General features: G+C 70.8%; 15 protein-coding genes. 8 read left to right on the forward strand and 7 right to left on the reverse strand.

The window, feature by feature from the left end:
* The first annotated feature begins 38 nt into the window (after window positions 1-38).
* The 3 genes from BLT28_RS00780 to BLT28_RS00790 all read left to right on the forward strand — a co-directional run bounded on the left by BLT28_RS00780 (window position 39) and on the right by BLT28_RS00790 (window position 2,720).
* Entirely contained in the window at window positions 39-347 is a 309-nt protein-coding gene (locus BLT28_RS00780; RefSeq protein ID WP_052408110.1) for an STAS domain-containing protein, read from the forward strand.
* A gap of 10 nt (window positions 348-357) precedes the next feature.
* Window positions 358-612: a hypothetical protein gene (locus BLT28_RS00785; protein WP_030433149.1), complete on the forward strand. Its 255-nt coding sequence runs from the start codon at window positions 358-360 to the stop codon at window positions 610-612.
* A gap of 92 nt (window positions 613-704) precedes the next feature.
* Window positions 705-2,720, forward strand: a complete 2,016-nt coding sequence (locus tag BLT28_RS00790; protein WP_322788500.1) for a beta-galactosidase — start codon at window positions 705-707, stop codon at window positions 2,718-2,720.
* 157 nt (window positions 2,721-2,877) lie between these two features.
* On the opposite strand, the gene BLT28_RS00795 is transcribed toward BLT28_RS00790, so the two are convergent.
* Genes BLT28_RS00795 through BLT28_RS00805 form a run of 3 tightly spaced genes read right to left on the reverse strand, consistent with a single transcriptional unit; the run spans window position 2,878 to window position 5,618 of the window.
* Window positions 2,878-3,417, reverse strand: coding sequence for a GNAT family N-acetyltransferase (locus tag BLT28_RS00795; protein WP_030433151.1), 540 nt, complete (start codon window positions 3,415-3,417; stop codon window positions 2,878-2,880).
* A 16-nt stretch (window positions 3,418-3,433) separates the two neighbouring features.
* Window positions 3,434-4,660: a glycosyltransferase 87 family protein gene (locus BLT28_RS00800; RefSeq protein ID WP_052408111.1), complete on the reverse strand. Its 1,227-nt coding sequence runs from the start codon at window positions 4,658-4,660 to the stop codon at window positions 3,434-3,436.
* A 28-nt stretch (window positions 4,661-4,688) separates the two neighbouring features.
* Complete coding sequence (locus BLT28_RS00805; RefSeq protein WP_030433153.1) at window positions 4,689-5,618, reverse strand: hypothetical protein; 930 nt, start codon at window positions 5,616-5,618, stop codon at window positions 4,689-4,691.
* On the opposite strand from BLT28_RS00805, the gene BLT28_RS00810 reads away from it, so the two are divergent.
* Both BLT28_RS00810 and BLT28_RS41150 read left to right on the forward strand, forming a co-directional pair.
* Window positions 5,617-6,309 carry an RraA family protein gene (locus BLT28_RS00810; protein WP_030433154.1) on the forward strand — a complete coding sequence of 231 codons (693 nt, stop codon included), beginning with the start codon at window positions 5,617-5,619 and terminating at the stop codon, window positions 6,307-6,309. The genes BLT28_RS00805 and BLT28_RS00810 overlap by 2 nt on opposite strands.
* A 527-nt stretch (window positions 6,310-6,836) precedes the next feature.
* On the forward strand, window positions 6,837-7,337 hold the full coding sequence (locus tag BLT28_RS41150; protein ID WP_197683944.1) for a helix-turn-helix domain-containing protein: 501 nt from the start codon (window positions 6,837-6,839) through the stop codon (window positions 7,335-7,337).
* A gap of 395 nt (window positions 7,338-7,732) precedes the next feature.
* Here BLT28_RS41150 and BLT28_RS00820 read toward each other — a convergent pair whose 3' ends face one another.
* On the reverse strand, window positions 7,733-9,550 hold the full coding sequence (locus tag BLT28_RS00820; RefSeq protein WP_030433156.1) for an AMP-dependent synthetase/ligase: 1,818 nt from the start codon (window positions 9,548-9,550) through the stop codon (window positions 7,733-7,735).
* A gap of 287 nt (window positions 9,551-9,837) precedes the next feature.
* On the opposite strand from BLT28_RS00820, the gene BLT28_RS00825 reads away from it, so the two are divergent.
* Window positions 9,838-10,284 carry a hypothetical protein gene (locus BLT28_RS00825; protein ID WP_052408113.1) on the forward strand — a complete coding sequence of 149 codons (447 nt, stop codon included), beginning with the start codon at window positions 9,838-9,840 and terminating at the stop codon, window positions 10,282-10,284.
* A gap of 144 nt (window positions 10,285-10,428) precedes the next feature.
* Entirely contained in the window at window positions 10,429-12,990 is a 2,562-nt protein-coding gene (gene otsB / locus BLT28_RS00830; RefSeq protein WP_083383623.1) for a trehalose-phosphatase, read from the forward strand.
* Here otsB and BLT28_RS00835 read toward each other — a convergent pair whose 3' ends face one another.
* Both BLT28_RS00835 and BLT28_RS00840 read right to left on the reverse strand, forming a co-directional pair.
* Entirely contained in the window at window positions 12,991-13,179 is a 189-nt protein-coding gene (locus BLT28_RS00835; protein WP_030429384.1) for a hypothetical protein, read from the reverse strand.
* Window positions 13,176-13,595, reverse strand: a complete 420-nt coding sequence (locus BLT28_RS00840) for a hypothetical protein (protein WP_030429383.1) — start codon at window positions 13,593-13,595, stop codon at window positions 13,176-13,178. Before BLT28_RS00840 ends, BLT28_RS00835 begins: the two co-directional genes overlap by 4 nt.
* A gap of 125 nt (window positions 13,596-13,720) precedes the next feature.
* Here BLT28_RS00840 and BLT28_RS00845 point away from each other — a divergent pair, with 125 nt between their 5' ends.
* Window positions 13,721-14,683, forward strand: a complete 963-nt coding sequence (locus BLT28_RS00845; protein WP_030429382.1) for a helix-turn-helix transcriptional regulator — start codon at window positions 13,721-13,723, stop codon at window positions 14,681-14,683.
* Here BLT28_RS00845 and BLT28_RS00850 read toward each other — a convergent pair.
* Window positions 14,669-15,637, reverse strand: coding sequence for an asparaginase (locus BLT28_RS00850; RefSeq protein WP_043811267.1), 969 nt, complete (start codon window positions 15,635-15,637; stop codon window positions 14,669-14,671). The genes BLT28_RS00845 and BLT28_RS00850 overlap by 15 nt on opposite strands.
* Window positions 15,638-15,719: the final 82 nt, after the last annotated feature.

Below are 15,719 nucleotides of genomic sequence, written 5' to 3' on the forward strand. Positions count from 1 at the left end.
CGGGGGTTGACCGGCCGGGCAGGGGTTACCCGGGCCGCATGGGCGGGCCGCACCCGAACCGGGACCTCACCATCGGCGTGGTGCGGGGCGGGCGCGCCGCCGTGGTCACGGTCGCCGGAGAGATCGACATCGCCACCGCCCCGAGGTTGCGCACCGCCCTGCTCGCCGAGTGCGGGGACCACGACGAGCTGGTCGTCGACCTCGCGGGGGTGAGCCACCTCGACTGCGCCGGGGTCGGCGCGCTGCTGGCCGCCCGCGCCGCCGTCGGCAGGCTCCGGTTGGTGGGCGCGCACGGGATCGTGTTGCGGGTGCTGGAGATCCTCGGGGTGGACAAGGGGCTGGGCTAAGGTCTGCGCCATGCCCGAGAAGCAGGTCAAGGTCGCCGAGATCGAGCAGGCGGAGTTCGACGAGCTGGACAGCCCGCTCGACCTCGCGGTGCTGGTGCACGTGGAGCTGACCCACGACTTCGACGACACCCTCGACGTGGCGGCCGTCGCCGACTACTTCGCCGAGCGCGGCTGGGCGCCCGACCGCGACGAGGTCAGGGCGGCACTGGCCCGGCTGGCCGACGCCGAGCTGCTGGAGTGGCTGGTCCTGCCCGCCGACCTCTGAGCCGAACAGGTCAACCTGCTTGGGTGCTCGACGCCCTGCGGCGGCATTGGCAACATCGTCGGGTGGAGTCGAGAACCGGCGACGACCGGACTGTGACAAGCCGAACGGCGATGCACCTGGACGCCTTCGCCTTCGGGGGTGACTACAACCCGGAGCAGTGGCCGGAGTCGGTGTGGGACTCCGACATGGAGCTGATGCGCCGCGCCGGGATCACCATGGCCACCGTCGGCGTGTTCGGCTGGGCCCAGGTGCAGACCGGCCCGGACACCTTCGACTTCGGCTGGTGCGACCGGGCGCTGGACAAGCTCGCCGAGCACGGCGTCGGGGTCTGCCTGGCCACGATGACCGCCTCCCCGCCGCCGTGGCTGGCCAGGCTGCACCCGGAGACGCTGCCGGTCACCGCGGAGGGCACCCGGCTGTGGCCCGGCGGGCGCCAGCACTACTGCCCGTCCAGCCCGGTCTACCGGGAGCACGCGGTCGCCCTCGTGGAGCGGATCGCGCGGCGCTACGCCCGGCATCCCGCGCTGCGGCTGTGGCACATCGGCAACGAGTACGGCTGCCACGTGTCCACCTGCTACTGCGACGTCTCCGCCGAGGCGTTCCGCGGCTGGCTGGCCCGTCGCTACGGCGATGTCGACGGCCTCAACGAGGCGTGGTCGACGGCGTTCTGGTCGCAGCGCTACACCAGCTTCGACGAGGTGCTGCCGCCGCGCACCGTCCCGGCGATCCCCAACCCCGCGCAGAACCTGGACTTCCAGCGGTTCTCCTCCGACGCGATGCTGGAGTGCTTCCTGCTGGAGAAGGACGTGCTGCGCGCCCACACCCCGGACGTCCCGGTCACCACCAACCTGCTCGGTCTGGCCAAGTCCGTCGACTTCTTCGAGTGGGCGCGGCACCAGGACGTCATCTCCCACGACTCCTACCCGGACCCGCACCGCGCGGACACCCACGTCGAGGTCGCGTTCAACTACGACCTGATGCGCTCGCTCGGCGGCGGCCGCCCGTGGCTGCTGATGGAGCAGGCGCCGAGCGCGGTGAACTGGCGCGACCGCAACGCCCCCAAGGCCCCCGGGCAGATGCGGCTGTGGAGCTACCAGGCGGTGGCCCGCGGCTCGGACGCGGTGCTGTACTTCCAGTTCCGGCAGTCCCGCGGCGGCGCCGAGCGGTTCCACTCCGCGATCGTGCCGCACGCCGGGCCGCGGACCCGGGTCTTCCGCGAGGTCGCCGACCTCGGCGCGGAACTGGCCAAGCTGCCGGAGGTCCTGGGCTCGCGGGTGCGGGCCGACGCCGCGCTGCTGATGGACTGGTCCAGCTGGTGGGCGCTGGAGGCGGAGTCGCACCCGGCGACCGACCTCAGCCAGGTCGACGCCAACCTCGCGCACTACCGCCCGCTGTGGGAGGCGCGGATCACCACCGACATCGTCCACCCCGCCGCCGACCTCAGCCGCTACCGGTTCGTCGTGGTGCCCAACCTGTACCTGGTCGACGCCGACGTGGCGGCCAACCTCATCGAGTACGTGCGCACCGGCGGCCACCTGGTGATGTCGTTCTTCTCCGGCATCGTCGACGGCAACGACCGGGTGCACCTCGGCGGCTACCCGGCGCCGTTCCGCGAACTGCTCGGCGTGCACGTGGAGGAGTTCTGGCCGCTGCCCCCGCACGGCGCCGTCGGCCTGGCCCTCAGCGACGGCCACCACGGCACGGGCACCCTGTGGTCGGAGTGGATCAACCTGGAGGGCGCCGAGGCCCTGGCCACCTTCGCCGGCGGTGAGCTGTCCGGGCGTCCGGCGATCACCCGCCGCTCCTACGGCGCCGGTGTGGCCTACTACCTCGGCACGAAGCCCGACGCGACCACCATGGGCACCCTCCTGCGCAAGGCCGCCGCCGAGGCCGGTGCCGTCCCGGTCCTCCCGGGCGCTCCGGCGGGCGTCGAGGTGACCGAGCGCAGGACCGAGGACGGCACGCGGTTCCTCTTCCTGCTCAACCACAACGTCTTCGCCGTCCCGGTGCCCGTCCCGCCGGGCGCGACCGACGCGATCTCCGGCCGGGACCTCGGCGAGCAGGTCACCCTCGACCGCCGCGGCGTCCTCATCGCCCGCCTCCCCTGACCCCCGCTCGGGAACATGAGTGTCCACAGTGGACCTCGGGTGGGGGGTGAGTGGAACTCCGCCCACCCCCGCCTCGGGGCTCACCCCGCGACGTTCCGCCCGCGACAATGGAAAGCGGGGGTCCCCAGGATCGGGCGAAAGCCACCCTCGCCCGCCGTCAGGCGCGGAACTCCTCGGCGGTCATGCCGAAGAGGACCACGTCGTGGTGCGCGCCGCCGGCGAACAGCTGGCGACGCCTCCTGCCCTCCTCGACGAACCCGAGTTTCCGATGCAGCGCAAGGGAATCCTCGTTGAAGGCGTAGACGCTGACATCGCACTTCTGGTACCTGCGCTCGCCGAACATGTAGCCGAGCAGCAGCGTGATCGCTTCCCGCGCGTAGCCCCTGCGGCGGTACTGCCGCAGCACGCCGAGGCCGTAGCTGAAGCAGCCGTCCAGCGGGCGGGCGTCGAAGGTGTTGATCGAGCCGACGAACGTGCTCCCCGCGACGGCCTCGATCACCAGGCGGAAGACGTCGGAGCCGGAGCCCGCCGCCTCCTCCTGCGCCCACGCGCGGTAGCCGGACTCCGAGCGAGGCGGGAAGACGCGGTCGGTGGCGCGTTGGTCGGCGGTGTCCCGGTCGAAGGCGGCGAAGGCGGCCCAGTCCTCGGGCTCGACGGCACGCAACCGGACGAGTTCTCCGCACCACAGCGAGGTCATGACCGACCGAACCACGTCAGGACTGCTGCGCGACAGGGGTTTTCCGCAACCGCGACACGATCCACACCGAGGAGAGCGCGAACACGAGCAGGTACACGTTGCTGGTGACCGCTTCGAGCCACGGCCACGAGCGCAGCGCGAACAACCCGATCTCCGGCTGGGTCTTCCCGCCGACCGGCGGGAAGCTGACGATCCACGCGAAGGTCAGCGCGTAGACCCCGCCGACCACCCACCAGCCCGGCCGCCCTGCCGTGCGCGCGAGGTGCACCAGGTAGACCAGCAGCGGGACGAACCACACCCAGTGGTGCTCCCAGGAGAACGGCGAGACCGCCGTCCCGGTCATGCCGACCACCGTCACCGCGAGCAGTTCCTCGCCGCGCCGGTGCGCCCACACCGCCAAGCCCGTGCCCAGCACTCCGACGACCAGCGCGAGCGCCAGCCACGTCGCCGACGTCGCGTTGGTGTCCCCGGTCAGCCGCGCCAGCATGCCGCTGATCGACTGGTTGCTGTAGGAGGCGGTGTTGCCGATCCGGTTGGAGGACAGGAAGACCCCGCCCCAGTACCGGGCGGCGTCCTGGGGCAGCAGCAGGAACCCGAGCCCGATGGTGGCGGCGAACGTGGCCAGCGCGGTGGCCGCCGCGCGGAACCGGCCGGTCACCACCAGGTAGCCGACGAAGATCAGCGGGGTGAGCTTGATCCCGGCCGCGATCCCGGTGCACACGCCCTGCCACCGGGAGCCGCGGAAGCGGCTGACGTCCAGCAGCACCAGCATCATCAGCACCAGGTTGACCTGGCCGAGCGCGGTGGTCAGCCACACCGAATCCAGCCACAGCGCCGCACCCGCCATCAGCACCGAGGTCAGGAACAGCGTGCGGTTCCGCTCGTGGCCGAGGGTGCGCCAGGACAGCATCACGGCGGGGATCACCAGCAGGAAGTGCGCCGAGGTGACCACCGCGGCCAGCGGGACCACGGGGACCACGCCGAACGGCACGAACACCAGAGCGGCGAACGGCGTGTACGTCCACTCCATCTGGAAGGTGATCGGTCCCTCGTACAGCGGGCGTCCGGCGAGCACGGTCTCGCCCGCCGCCCGGTAGACGTTCAGGTCGACGCCGACCGGAGCCGCTTTCGGCCAGATCAGAAAGGTCAGCGCGTGCAGCAGGATCGCGGCGCCGAACACGCTCCACGCGATCCGCGGCGTGATCCACGCGCGTTCCTGCCGAATTTCGGTCCCCGAGCTCACCGGCGCATTATCGCAGGCAGGGTCCGGCTCATCGGCGCGCAGGCAGCTCCGCGGTGATCTCCAGCAGCCAGTGCGCGATCTCCGCGGTGTCGTCGAAGGTCGTGTGGTCCGCAGCGTCCGGCGACCACGACCCGTCCGGCGCCTGCAGGCTCAGCAGGTGCTCGGCGATGTCCGTGGCCAGCTCCGCGTAGTGCTCCGCGCCGGTCGTCCTCGCGAGCAGCGAGGCGCCCCACGCCACCTTGTGGCTGAACAGGCAGCTCCGCAGGTTCTCCCCGCACCGCAGCGCGTAGTCGGCGAAGCCCTCGGCCGCCGCGAGCGCCGCCGCCGAGCCGGTCGCGTCGTGCAGCTTCGCCAGGAACGCCATCGGATAGCCGATCATGAAGTACGGCTGGTCCGGCTTTCCGGTACTCAGTACCTGGAGGGCCCCGGACCCGTTGGCGCGCAGCAGGAACTCCTGCCCCCGCTCAGGCCCCGAAGCGAGGAAGCGCGACAGCCACTGACCGGCCGCACCGGCGGTGCCGAGGTCTGCCAGCTGGAGCGCGACGAGGCCGATGTGCGCCGTCGTCAGCACGTCGGGCTCGGCGGAGCGGTTCGACCGGAAACCGCCGTCAGGAGCGCGATATCCGAGCAGGTGCCGGTAGGCCGCCCGGGCGACCCCGAACCGCCCGGATCGCTGGGCCGCCAAGGCGATCCAGCCGTTCGGGTAGGACCAGAACTCGGTGAAGATCGCGTTCTCGCTCTTCACGCCCTCCGCCGTGGCGAAGTCGCCGTCGGCCGTCCCGAACCGCGCCACCGCCTCGTCGCGCACGCTCCGGGCTTCGCGCGGGTGCCCGGCGAGACCGAGTACCGCGGGGGACTTGTAGTAGCACGCGAGGTCGTCCGGTCGCGGTCGCTCCAGCAGCCAGGCGACGGCCCGGTGTGCGGCGTCCTCATAGCGGAGGGTCATCATCAACGTCATGGTGGACGCTTTCGCAGACCTGTCAACGCCATTGGTGGCAGATGCGTGCCTTCGGGCCGACGTGCCGCTCAGATCCGCCCCTTCGGGCATCCGCGCGGTGGTCCCCGGGCACCGCCTGGCGGGCCGCGCGCTGCCGGTGCGGCACTACGGCAGCGTCGACGTGTTCCTGGAGGCCTTCGGCAACGCCGAGCCCGGCGACGTCCTCGTGATCGACAACGGCGGCCGCGAGGACGAGGCGTGCGTCGGCGACCTCGCGGTTCTCGAAGCCGCCGCGGCGGGCGTGTCCGGCCTCGCCGTCTGGGGCCTGCACCGGGACACGCCGGAGCTGGTCGAGATCGGCCTGCCGGTGTTCAGCTACGGCAGCTACCCGCCGGGCCCGGTCCGGCTGGACCAACAGGAACCCGACGCGCTGACCACCGCGCGGTTCGGGCCGCACCTGATCTCCACAGCGGACTTCGTCTTCGGCGATTCCGACGGTGTGGTGTTCGTCCCCGCCGACCGCGTCGAGGAGGTGCTGGCCGTCGCCGAGCGCATCCGGCGCACCGAGCGCGAGCAGGCCGACCGCATCCGCGCGGGCCGGACACTGCGAGAGCAGACCCGCTTCGACGACTACCTCGCCCGGCGCGCCGCGGACCCGGCGCACACCTTCCGCAAGCACCTGCGCGAGATCGGCGGCGCCATCGAGGAGTAGGCCGTCTCCAGGTCGCTGACGAACTTCTGGCTCTTCTTGGCGAACGCCTGCTCGCCGACGGTCTCAGGACCGGGGCGTCGGGGCGCTTGGTGCCGCGCACCCCGACCCACGCGTCGTCACCTTTGCCGGAGCAGTCGGCCGAGGTCCGCCATTCCGATTCCGGGAAGACGGCCTCCGGGACAACCGGTTTTCCGGTTCTGTTCATCGCTGGACCCGCGAATCCGTCCGGGGCTGTCCGAGTGGACAGTGGATGTTCGTCTGGACACTCGTGTTAATCCTTGGATAGCCTCGTCGAGGGTGCAATGTGCTCGCGACGGCATCGGTGGGGTTCTCTAGCGAAATGAACGGAGTTCGCCACCTGCGCTGTCGTCGGTCGGGGGTATTCCGGGGGATTGGAGGCGACGCGGATGTGACGGCAGTATGGGTGAAATCTTGTTCTTGTTTCGTTTCGCGCGGCAGATTTTTTTCCGCTGAGTCCTTTCGTCGGCCGGGTGGCGGCGGTGTCGGGATGCACCGGGACGGATCTCGTGGCTGAGCACCCGTCCCGGCTCTACGGCCGGCAGCGGCGGGAGATCGCCCAGGAGCTCGCCGCCCGTTTCCTGCGCAGCCGCAGCCCCATCCAGGAACTGGCCAGCCAGGTGAACCGGCGCCCAGCCCAGGTGCGCCAGCTGCTGCTGGAAGCGGGGGTGCGCACGAGTGACGCGACCTGCCTGCGTGAGACGGTGAGCGAAACCGCCGAGGCCGTCGCGAGCGCGTACGAGCGGGGCCGGTCGATGCGCGAGCTGGCCCACGAGACCGGTATCGACCGGCGCACGCTGCGGCTGTTGCTGGTCAGGGCCGGGGTCGAGCCGGGCGTCACGACCGCCGCCGGCTGCTCCGTCGACGTCGCCCCGCTGGCCGATGCCTACCTGGCCGGTGCGACGCTGCGCGCCCTCGCCGCGAGCACCGGCTTGTCCTACCACGTGATCAGGACCCTGCTGCTCAACGCCGGGGTGCCGCTGCGCAAGCGCGGCGGTGCGCAGCCGTGACCGCGCGGGGAAGGTCTCGACGGTCGTGCGCGACAGCGTCGGCCCGCCGCGCAGCACTGTTGCTCCGTCGCGGTGACGGGGTTTCTCGGATGGGGTGACCTGGTGAAATGGGTTCCCGGGCTGCGGCATGTTTGTGTTCTTTTACAACCTCGGTCTTCGGGTGTCGCCATGCGCAGCCCGGCCCTTTGCTCATGGGGGCGGTTGCGGCGCCGCAACTCCCGGCGCTGTGCCAGATTCGTGATGTGCCGCCTTCTTTTCCTTTGGATGGCATCTCAACAGGTCTTATGCGTCGCGGAACGGCCGTCCGTGACCATCAAGAAGCCGCTGCCGGTATATCCGTGACCGTATTCCGTTCGTGAGGCATTTCGCCAGCCGGCCGCACTGGCGAAGGGGCCTCAGACCTTCTCGATCATCCCGTCGTAGAAGCCGTCCAGCAGGTCCCGGTAGTGCTCCTCGACCACCCGCCGCCGCAGCTTCAGGCTCGGCGTCAGCTCCCCGCGCTCCACGGTGAAGTCCTCCTCGAGGATCGCGAACGCCTTCACCGTCTCGTGCCGGGCCAGGGTGGCGTTGACCGCGTCGATGCCCTCCTGGATCGCCGCGCGCAGCTCCGGGTTGGGCGTCAGCTCCGCCATGTCGCAGGACAGCCCGCGCGCGCCCGCCCACTTCGCCACCAGGTCGGGGTCCAGGGTCACCAGCGCGACGCAGAAGTTCCTCCGATCGCCGTGCACCAGTGCGTTGGCCACGTACGGGCAGGCCGCCTTGATCTTGCCCTCGATCGCCTGCGGTGCCACGTACTTGCCGCCGGAGGTCTTGATCAGCTCCTTCTTGCGGTCGGTGATCCGCAGCCGCCCGCGCTCGTCCAGCTCGCCGATGTCGCCGGTGTGCAGCCAGCCGTCCTCCAGCGCCGCGGCGGTGGCCTCCGGCAGCCCTCGGTAGCCCCGCATGACGCCCCTTCCCTTGATCAGCACCTCGCCGTCCTCGGCGATGCGGACCTCCGTGCCGGGCAGCGGCCTGCCGATGGCGCCGAAGCGCAGCTCGTCGGGGCGGGCCAGGAACGAGGCGGCCGAGCTCTCGGTGAGGCCGTAGCCCTCGCGGATCTGCAGCCCGGCCGCGTCGAAGAACTCGCCGATCTCCGGCGACAGCGGGGCGGAGCCGGAGACGAAGTAGCGCACCCGCCCGCCGAAGCGCGCCCGCAGCTTGGCGAAGACGAGCTTGTCGGCGAGCGCGAACCGCAGGCGCAGCCACAGCGGCGACGGGCGGCCCTCACGGCGGTCGGCGGCGTGCCGCAGGCCGACCGCGCGCGCCCAGCGGAACAGCCGCAGCTTCACCCCGCCCTCGGCGCGCACGGTGGCCAGCACGGTGTTGTAGATCTTCTCGAAGATGCGCGGGGCCGCCCCGAGCACGGTGGGGCGCAGCTCGGCCATGTTCGCCGCGATCCGGTCGATCGCGCCGTCCACCGCCGTCGGTGTGCCGCCGTTGATCATGGCAACCTCGATGGCCTTGCCGAACACGTGCGACATGGGCAGCCACAGCAGGTGCAGGTCGTCGGGGCGCATCAGGTCGAGCGAGTCGACCGCCTCGGCGATGTAGAGCCAGTTGTCGTGGGTCAGCTCGACGCCCTTGGGCCTGCCGGTGGTGCCCGAGGTGTAGATCAGCGTGGCCAGCCGGTCGGGCGTGATCGCCTCGACCGCCCTGTCGTAGGCGGCGGGGTGCTGGTCGCGGCCGAGCGCGACGACGTCGTCGAGGGTGATCACCCAGTCGTCGCCGGAGCCCGCGTCCCCGTCGATCACGACCACCTTGGCGACGCCGGGGATCTTCTCCCGCACCGATCGGAGTTTCGCGACCTGGCCCTGGTCCTCGGCGAAGACCACCGCGCTGCCGGAGTCGGCGAGCACGAACGCGCACTCGTCGGCGGTGTTGGACGGGTAGATCGTCGTGGTGGCCGCTCCGGTCGCGAGCACCGCGAGGTCGGCGAGCAGCCACTCCACCCTGGTGCCGGACAGGATCGCCGCCGTGCGGCCGTCGCCGAGGCCGAGCGAGAGCAGCCCGAGCGCCAGTTCGCGGACCCGGACCCCGGTCTCGGCCCAGGTCAGCGACTCCCAGCCGGACGCGCCGCGGAAGCGCAGCGCCTCGGCGTCCGGGGTGCTGCGGATCCGGGCGAGCAGGAGGCCGGGGATCGAGCGGATCCCGGGTTCGCTGATGATCCCCGCCATCGCAACCTCCTCGCCGTGGCCGACTTCGGCTAGGAAGGGAGTACCGGCCGCCGGGCTCCCGCGTCGAGACGGTGGCCCGGATCGGGTACTGATCGTGGCCGGTCCGTCACCCTCCACAACCGTCGGCCAAATGCATTGGGCAAATACCCGCAGGTCGGTACTTTTGTGCAAATTTCAGCGGTTTGAGAGCGTTAATAACCGGTTGACGGTCGAATGGTGGAACCAGATGCTTTCCTTGGTGGAAGTGAGGTACATCACGTACCTCGCCACACGAGGGGATAGAAGCCATGACGCTCATCTCGGAGCCTCCCGCCTCAGTCCAGCTGCCCGGCCTGACCCAGGGGCTGGTCCCCGGTCAGCCCGCACTCGTCGTCGGGGACACCGTCGGCGCCATCTCGATGCGCGCGGGCCTCGGCGCCGAGACGAACGCGATGCTCTCCCTCCACCTGCTCTCCGGCCCGGTCCTCGGCATCCCCGGACACCCCGAGCGCTGGGTGTTCCTCACCGGCCCGGTCACCCCGGTACGCGTGGACACGGTGCTGGACCTGGTCCGGATCGACGTCCAGCTGCTGGCGCCGGGCACCCGGCTGGCGCTGCCGCCGCGCTCGGCCGACGAGCCCGGCCCGCGCTGGGTGGTGCGCCCGCGCCCCGGTCACGACCTCCCGCCGTGGCAGGCCGTGGTGTCCGCGGCCCGTTCGACGTCCTCGATGTGCCGCAACTGGTCGAATTCCTAAGAAAACGTCAAATCCTAAGCGGGCCTCAAGCCCAGGCTACGAATTCCGGTACGTGTTTGGTTCCCCACGGGTAACGGATTATGTTCCCGCGGACAGGCACAGCCGTGATTCGCACGGTGGCGCACGGTAATCGAGAGGTTCCCCATGGTGCTCGCAGCAACGCCCGCGTCGGCCCCGTCCGGGGTCGCGGCGCTGCCCGCCGAGCTGCGCCGGGCCCTGGTGCAGCTCGCCAGAACTCCCAGGCTGCTCGTGGCCTGCGACTACGACGGAACGCTGTCGCCGATCGTCGCCGATCCGGAGCAGGCCCGTCCGCTGCCGGAGTCGGTGAACGCGCTGCGGTCGCTGGCCTCCCTGTCCTCGACGACCGTCGCGGTGATCTCCGGGCGCGCGCTGCGCGACCTCGCCACGCTGTCCCGGCTGCCCTCCGAGGTGCACCTGGTCGGCAGCCACGGCTCGGAGTTCGACGTCGGTTTCGTGCACGCGCTCGAAGGCCCGACCCGTCAGTTGCTCGTGCGCGTGCGTGCCGAACTGGAGCAGCTGGCTGCCGGGCTCGAAGGCGTCTACCTGGAGCACAAGCCCGCCAGCGTCGCCGTGCACGTGCGCCGCGCCGCGCCCGAGGTGGGGGAGCGCCTGCTCAACGCCGTGCGCAGCGGTCCGTGCACCTGGGACGGTGTCCAGGTCACCGAGGGCAAGGCCGTGGTCGAGCTGGCCGTTGTGCGCACCGACAAGGGCGAGGCCCTGAACGTGCTGCGCCGCCAGGTCGGCGCGACCGCCGCGATCTTCCTCGGCGACGACGTCACCGATGAGAAGGCGTTCGCCACACTGGCCGGTCCCGACTTGGGCATCAAGGTGGGCGACGGCGAGACCGTGGCGCCGTTCCGCGTCACCGAGACCGCCGATGTCGCCGCGGTGCTGGCGTTCCTGGTCGAGGTGCGCCGGACCTGGCTGCACGGCGAGCAGGCGGTGCCGATCGAGCGCATCTCCATGCTGGCCAACGAGCGCTCCGTGGCGCTGCTGACGCCGGATGCGAAGGTGACCTGGCTCTGCCACCCCGAGCCGGACTCGGGCGCGGTGTTCGCCGACCTGCTCGGCGGTCCGACCGCGGGTGTCTTCGGGATCAAGCCGGAGCGCAACGGTCTGCCGCTGGGCCAGCGCTACCTGCCGGGCACGATGACGGTGGAGACGCGCTGGTCGAAGCTGCTGGTCACCGACTACCTCGACCACGAGAGCGCGCCCGGCCACACCGAGCTGGTCCGCGTGATCTCCGGCAACACCCGCGCTGTCATCGACTTCGCGCCGCGGCCGGAGTTCGGCCAGGTGCCGGTCAGCCTGGTCGCGGAGCCCGAGGGCCTGCGAGTCGTGGGCATGTCCGACCCGATGGTGCTGCGCGCGCCGGGCGTGGAGTGGACCATCACCTCCGACGGCCAGCACGAGTCCGCGCAGGCCGTCGTCGAGGTGACGCCGGACCAGCCGATCGTGCTGGAGCTGCGGTGCGGCAGCGACGATCTTTCACCGGATCCGCGGAGCGAGCACGAGCGCCGCGTGGCCGCCGGGGCCTACTGGTCCGACTGGCTGGCCACGTTGAGGCTGCCCGAGGTCCAGCGTGACCTCGTCGCTCGCTCCGCCCTTACGTTGAAGGGCCTGCAGCACGACGAGACCGGCGCCTTCCTCGCGGCGGCCACCACGTCGCTGCCGGAGGAGATCGGCGGTGTCCGCAACTGGGACTACCGCTACTGCTGGATCCGCGACGCGGCCCTCTCCGCGCAGGCACTGGTCTCGCTCGGCTCCACGGCCGAGGCCGAGAAGTACTTGAAGTGGCTGCACGGCGTGCTCGCCACGCTGCCGGGCCCGGAGCGGCTGCACCCGCTGTACACGCTGCACGGCACGCACCTCGGCCCCGAGGCGGTCATCGACACGCTGCCCGGCTACGCGGGCTCGCGCCCGGTGCGCGTCGGCAACCTGGCCAACCAGCAGGTCCAACTGGACGTGTTCGGCCCGGTCGTCGACCTGGTGGCGCAATTGGCCGAAGTGCGGGGCGCGCTCACCGATGACGACTGGCGCATGGTCGAGGCGATGGCCGAGGCCGTCACGCGGCGGTGGGACGAGGCCGACCACGGCATCTGGGAGGAGCGGCACGCGCCGCGGCACCGGGTGTACTCGCGGGTCATGGGCTGGGTGACGCTGGACCGCGCGATCAAGCTGGCCGAGACCTACGACCGCGACGTCGACCCCGGCTGGGCCGTTCTGCGCGACACCATCGCCCAGGACGTGCTGAAGAACGGCTGGAACGTCGAGGCGCAGTCGTTCACCACGGCCTACGACGGCGTGGACCTGGACGCTGCGACCCTCCACATCGGACTGTCGGGTCTGATCGACCCCCAGGACGAGCGCTTCCAGGCCACCGTCACCGCCACCGAGGCCGAACTCCGCTCCGGCGTCACCGTCTACCGCTACCACCGCGACGACGGCCTGCCCGGAACCGAAGGCGGCTGGCACATCTGCGCAGCCTGGATGATCGAGTCCTACCTGCTCACCGGACGCCGCACCGAAGCGGAAGAACTCTTCCAGCAGATGGTCGACTGCGCAGGCCCCACCGGCCTGCTCCCCGAGGAGTACGACCCGATCGCCGAGCGCTCCCTGGGCAACCACCCCCAGGCCTACTCGCACATCGGACTCATCCGCTGCGCACAACTGTTGTCGAGCTAGCTAGACCGGCGGGAGGAGACCGGGCAGCGCCCCGACACCGGAGCACGTGCGGCACGCGCGCGCGACGGCGACGGTCGCCCCGGTCTCCCCGTTGAGCCGCAAGCACTCGCGGGCCGCGTGCTGCGCACCGGCGCAGTCGTGGCACACCGTGGTGCTCTCGCCGATTGCGACGCTCTCGGGTTCGGTCACGATTCAACCCTGCATGAGATGTCGTAGAGCTTGATCGGCTTCCTCGCGTCCAGGCCCACGTACGCGGTGAACCGCTGTTTCGGACTGCCGGCCCACCGCGTGGTGACGGTCGCCCACCCCACGCCCGCGGACTGCGCCGTCGTGACCTTGCCGATGCTGATGTCGCGTGGCGTGTTTTGCGCGCACAGCAACAGGTCGTAGCCCTTTGTCTCCGCAACCCGCTGCCGGAGGTACAGGGTGACCCTGTGCTTGCGGTCGTACTGGCTCGGACCGTGCTTGCCGTAGAACTTCACCAGGAATGTCCGTACCTGGCCTGCGGTGTAGTGCTGGGGGTGGGCGATTGCCGTGCTCGAGCCGATGAGGAGCCCGAGCACGCACCCGGCAGCGACGACCGCGGGGCGCAACGTGATCACCATGCGGTCGAGGCTGGCGAGTGCTGCCCCACCTTGGCAAGGGAAGCCACTCGTCGAAGTGATTCTCCGGGTATCAGCCATCTGCCTTGAGGACGGAAGCTGTCCGCGATGCCTGTCAGACTGCGTCCATGTTGCAGACATCGGCTCGCCTGCTCCGCCTGCTGTCGCTGTTGCAGATCCGCCGCGAGTGGTCCGGCTCGGACCTGGCGGAGCGGCTGGAGGTGGATGTCCGGACAGTGCGCCGCGACATCGACAAGCTGCGCAACCTCGGTTATCCCGTCAACGCCACGACCGGTACCGCGGGCGGTTACCGGCTGGGCGCGGGTGCCGCGCTGCCACCGCTGTTGCTCGACGACGATGAGGCCGTCGCGGTCGCGGTGAGCCTCCGCACCGCGACCAACGGCCCGATCGCCGGCATCGAGGACACGTCGTTACGCGCGTTGACCACGCTCGAACAAGTCCTGCCGTCGCGACTGCGTCGCCGCGTCAACGCGCTGCAGTCCTACACCGTGCCGATCCCGCTGCGGCCGGGGCCGACCGTGGACGCCGCCGTGCTCACCACGATCGCGAGCGCGTGCCGTGACAACGAACGCCTCCGATTCGACTACCGCGACCACAACGGCAACGCGAGTCTGCGTGTGGTGGAACCGCACAGCATGGCCAACTGGGGTCGTCGGTGGTACCTCGTCGCGTGGGACGTCGACCGCACGGACTGGCGCACTTTCCGCGTTGACCGCATCGAGCCGCGCACGCCCACCGGCCCCCGCTTCACACCGCGCGAACTACCCGATGGCGCCGACGTCGCCACCTTTGTTTCCGCACGCGTTTCTTCGGCGGCGTGGCGGTTCCGCGCGCGCATCCTGATGCACGCGTCCGCCGAGGCGTTGTCGGATCGGCTCAAGCCCTACGGCGCCCTGGAACCGATCGACGAGAACAGTTGCGTGTTCGCGACCGGTGCGGATTCCCTGGAGTCCTTGGCGCTGTACCTGGGTATGACGGGCGTGGACTTCGAAGTGCAGGAGCCGCCCGAGCTGGTGGAGCACATCCGCGAACTCGGCCGTCGCTACACCCGCGCCTCAGGTACCGAGTAGCGCCGGCAGCAACGCGCGGCAGCGTTCCGGGCTGTCGGTGTGCATCAAGGCGGTCAGCAGCGCGATGCGTGTCTGGCTCGCCCGGAGGTGCCCCGCGAGGATCGCGCCCGCTGCGAGCAGATCACCGCCCGATGCGTAGACCGGAGCCACGGGGCCCGCCGCGCACCGCGAGGTAACCGCGACGACGACACCCGCGAGGGTCGCTTCGCGCACAGCTTCGGCGATCTCCGGCGTTGCGTTGCCCGTGCCCGCACCGACCAGCACGATCCCGCGCGCGCCCGCCGCGACGGAGGCCCGCAGCAGTACGGAGTCCCCGTCGCTGTGGTGGGTCACGATGTCCACCCGTGGCGCGGCTCCGCGCGGAGGGGGAAGCGGAGCACTCCGTCGTTGCACATCAGGACGCAACAGCAGTTCGCCGCCCAGGATGCGGCCGAGTGGCTCGTGCGAAGGGTCCCCGAACGCATGCGCGTCCAGGGTGTGCCGCTTCACCGTGCCGCGCGCGGCGTGAACGTGGCCGTTGAAGACGATCAGGACACCGAGGTCGCGTGCCTGCTGTGCGACGAGGAACGCGTCGGAGAGGTTGCGCGGCGCGTCGGAGCCCTCATGCCCCAACGGCAGCTGTGAACCGGTGAGGACCACAGGGCGCGGGTCGTCGTGGTGCAGGTCGAGCAGGAAAGCGGACTCCTCCAAGGTGTCCGTGCCGTGCGTGACCACGACGCCGGTGACCTCGGGGTCGGCCAGCGCGACGCGCACCTGCTCCAGGAGGTCGAGCTGGTGCCGGATGGTCAGGCACGAGCTGTCGATCGTGCACAGGTCGATCACGTCCACGCGCAGCCCCGCCGTCATCGGCACCGCGCTGACCACCGAGCGTCCGTGGAGGCTGGCGGCCAGCCCGCTCATCGTCGGCTGACTGGCGATGGTGCCACCCGTGGCGATGACGACGACCCGTTCCACCCCGACCTCCCGGACTCCTCAAGACGAACGATCGCGCGAACGTTCGCCCCACTGTCCGTCATGCACCCCCACCACGTCAATC

It is taken from the genome of Allokutzneria albata, assembly GCF_900103775.1.
GTDB classification, from domain to species: Bacteria; Actinomycetota; Actinomycetes; order Mycobacteriales; family Pseudonocardiaceae; genus Allokutzneria; species Allokutzneria albata.

What these genes read in the sequence shown, in the direction of transcription:
- BLT28_RS00845 (WP_030429382.1), top strand. Translation starts at nt 13,721, where the DNA reads ATGTTGCAGACATCGGCTCGCCTGCTCCGCCTGCTGTCGCTGTTGCAG.
- BLT28_RS00805 (WP_030433153.1), bottom strand. Translation starts at nt 5,618, where the DNA reads ATGACGTTGATGATGACCCTCCGCTATGAGGACGCCGCACACCGGGCC.
- otsB (WP_083383623.1), top strand. Translation starts at nt 10,429, where the DNA reads ATGGTGCTCGCAGCAACGCCCGCGTCGGCCCCGTCCGGGGTCGCGGCG.
- BLT28_RS00795 (WP_030433151.1), bottom strand. Translation starts at nt 3,417, where the DNA reads ATGACCTCGCTGTGGTGCGGAGAACTCGTCCGGTTGCGTGCCGTCGAG.
- BLT28_RS00785 (WP_030433149.1), top strand. Translation starts at nt 358, where the DNA reads ATGCCCGAGAAGCAGGTCAAGGTCGCCGAGATCGAGCAGGCGGAGTTC.
- BLT28_RS00840 (WP_030429383.1), bottom strand. Translation starts at nt 13,595, where the DNA reads ATGGTGATCACGTTGCGCCCCGCGGTCGTCGCTGCCGGGTGCGTGCTC.
- BLT28_RS00820 (WP_030433156.1), bottom strand. Translation starts at nt 9,550, where the DNA reads ATGGCGGGGATCATCAGCGAACCCGGGATCCGCTCGATCCCCGGCCTC.
- BLT28_RS00810 (WP_030433154.1), top strand. Translation starts at nt 5,617, where the DNA reads ATGGTGGACGCTTTCGCAGACCTGTCAACGCCATTGGTGGCAGATGCG.
- BLT28_RS00825 (WP_052408113.1), top strand. Translation starts at nt 9,838, where the DNA reads ATGACGCTCATCTCGGAGCCTCCCGCCTCAGTCCAGCTGCCCGGCCTG.
- BLT28_RS00780 (WP_052408110.1), top strand. Translation starts at nt 39, where the DNA reads ATGGGCGGGCCGCACCCGAACCGGGACCTCACCATCGGCGTGGTGCGG.